The following is a 3028-nucleotide window of genomic DNA, read 5'->3' on the forward strand; positions in this document are numbered from 1 at the left end:
AGAATTTAAGCCTAGATGTCTTAAAAACAACAATTAAGAATGTCTATATCCTGCGTCCTGAAACATCCATTCCCGATGCGCGTATTGACGAATATATCAAACCATACGAAGCAAGCTGGTTCTGGTCGATTGTTTTAAGAGACTGGAAACGCTACGTTGACATTATGTTTGCCTCACTGATTGCCAATGTCTTGGCACTGGCAACCATTATTTTCTCCATGCAAGTGTATGACCGTGTTGTACCATCTCAGTCTATCCCGACGTTATGGGTGCTGGCAGGCGGTGTACTGATTGCAGCACTTTTTGAGTTTACCTTACGTATATCACGGGTCTATTTATCCGATATTATCGGTAAACGCGCTGACTTACGGGTGTCTGACCGTGTATTTGGTCATGCCTTACGCATCAAAAATAAAGACCGTTCAAAATCTACCGGTAGTTTTATTTCCCAGATTCGTGAGCTCGAAGGTGTGCGTGAGCTGGTGACTTCAACCACCATTAGTGCAATTGCCGATTTCCCATTCTTTTTCTTGTTCCTGATCATTTTTGCGATTATCGGTGGGAAACTGTTTTGGGTGATGCTGCTGGTTGTACCGCTTATGCTTTTGCCGGGTATTCTGGCACAGAAGAAGTTAGCGCAACTCGCACAAGAGGGTATGAGAGAATCTTCAATCCGTAACGCTATTCTTGTTGAAGCGGTGCAGGGTATTGAAGACATTAAGCTATTACGTGCTGAGTCTCGCTTCCAAAACCAGTGGAACCACATGAACGAAGTTTCAGCCGATATCGGGATGAGACAGCGTAAAATTGTCGGTACCTTAATGGCATGGACTCAAATGCTTCAAGGCTTAACCTATGCAATTGTGGTGTTGGTAGGATGTTTTGCCGTGATGGAAGGTGAAATGACTACAGGTGCGTTAGTGGCTTGTTCAATTCTATCTTCACGTATGTTGGCACCGATTGCACAAATTACAGGTGTTTTAGGGCGTTTACAGCAAGCAAAAGTTGCCAAACAAAGCCTTGATGAACTTATGCAACGTCCGATCGATCAGGCAGATCGTTCGCATCTGGTACACAAAGCAGTTTTAAATGGCGATTACGAATTAAAAAATGTCTTATTCCAATATGGCGAAGAAGACCCGAAACCAAGTTTGGCAATCCGTCATTTAAAAATTCGTGCTGGTGAAAAAATTGCCATATTGGGGCGTAATGGTGCGGGTAAATCGACACTGCTCCAGCTTCTATCGGGTATGCAAGTTCCAACTCAAGGCGCAGTACATTTAGATGGTCTCGATCTTTCGTTAATTGATCCGTCTGATGTACGTCGTGATATGGGTTTACTGAACCAGAATGCACATCTTTTCTACGGTACGATTCGTGAAAACCTCACTTTAGGTGCACCGCTTGCAACGGATGAAGAGATTCTTCGTGCGTTAGTAGTGACTGGTGCATTACCTTTTGTTCAAGAGAAAAAAGAAGGGCTAGATCACCTGATTTTAGAAGGTGGTGTTGGTTTCTCTGGTGGTCAGAAACAAGCGTTGTTACTGGCTCGTCTATTGATTCGTCAACCTAACATTTTATTGTTAGACGAACCGACAGCAGCCATTGATGACGTGGCAGAGAAACAACTGATTGATCATTTAAAAGGTTGGCTGGCACATCGTACTTTGGTCGTTGCGACCCACCGCCGCGCTGTTTTAGAACTGGTGGACCGTATTATTGTCGTAAATGAAGGCAAAATCGTGATGGACGGTCCAAGAGATCAGGTACTCAATCAATCAACAGCCCAACAAAAACAAGTGAGCCAAGGGGGTAATTCATGAGCGAACCACAACAAGAACAACAACTTACCCGTTCAATGAATGTCTCTTATAGTGAGCCACCCTTACCACGTGCCAGTCTAGTGATCTGGATTGTGGGAATTGGCCTAGTCATTTTCTTTATCTGGGCGTGGGTATTTAAACTTGAAGAAGTTTCTACTGGTACAGGTAAAGTCATTCCATCATCTAAAGAGCAGGTGATTCAGTCTTTAGAAGGCGGTATCTTAACCAAGCTGAATGTACAAGAAGGTGACATTGTTCAAAAAGGCGAAATTCTTGCGCAGCTTGATCCAACCCGTTTTGCATCAAATGTTGGTGAATCAAGATCTTTACTGATCTCTGCTCAGGCGACAGCAGCGCGTTTGCGTGCGGAAGTAAACGGTACACCTTTGGTTTTTCCTGAAATTGTGATGAAAGAACCAAAGTTAGTACAAGAAGAAACTGCATTATATCGCTCGCGTCGTGCTGATCTTGAACAAACCCTTGCAGGTTTAAGACAGGCGTTACAACTTGTGCAACAAGAACTGGCGATGACAGAACCGCTGGTTGCTAAAGGTGCAGCAAGTGAGGTCGAGGTTTTACGTTTACGTCGTGAAGCAAATGATTTGCAAAACAAAATGAATGATGCGCAGAACCAGTACTATGTGAAAGCGCGTGAAGAGTTATCTAAAGCGAATACGGATAGCGAAACGCAACAACAAATTGTACTGGGTCGTAGTGACAGTTTAGATCGCGCAGTGTTCAGAGCACCGGTGCGTGGTGTCGTCAAAGAAATTGCAGTGACTACCCGTGGTGGTGTTGTTCCACAAAACGGTAAACTGATGACGATTGTACCGATTGATGAACAACTACTTATTGAAGCGCGTATTTTGCCGCGTGACATTGCCTTTATTCGTCCGGGACAAGAAGCACTGGTTAAGATCACGGCCTATGACTACTCAATTTATGGTGGTTTAAAAGGGAAGGTTACGGTTATTTCACCAGACACGATTCGTGATGAAGTGAAACAGGACCAATTCTATTATCGTGTTTATATCCGCACTGATTCTGACAAACTTTACAATAAAGAAGGTAAAGCGTTTGGTATTACACCGGGTATGGTGGCAACAGTAGATATTCGTACTGGTCAAAAAACAGTACTCGATTACTTACTTAAACCATTTAATAAAGCCAAAGAAGCGTTACGAGAAAGATAAAATATATATATA

General features: G+C 43.3%; 2 protein-coding genes. Both read left to right on the forward strand.

From position 1 onward, the window contains the following. The coding region (locus HUN22_RS16270) for a type I secretion system permease/ATPase (protein ID WP_174731542.1) at nucleotides 1-1823 on the forward strand (1823 nt) is incomplete at its 5' end. Next, the gene (locus HUN22_RS16275; RefSeq protein WP_005076849.1) at nucleotides 1820-3016 is read left to right on the forward strand and encodes an HlyD family efflux transporter periplasmic adaptor subunit; all 1197 of its coding nucleotides are present in this window, start codon (nucleotides 1820-1822) and stop codon (nucleotides 3014-3016) included. The genes HUN22_RS16270 and HUN22_RS16275, both read left to right, overlap by 4 nt. Nucleotides 3017-3028 lie beyond the last annotated feature (12 nt).

This window comes from Acinetobacter lactucae (assembly GCF_013344765.1).
In the GTDB taxonomy this organism is placed as follows: domain Bacteria; phylum Pseudomonadota; class Gammaproteobacteria; order Pseudomonadales; family Moraxellaceae; genus Acinetobacter; species Acinetobacter lactucae_A.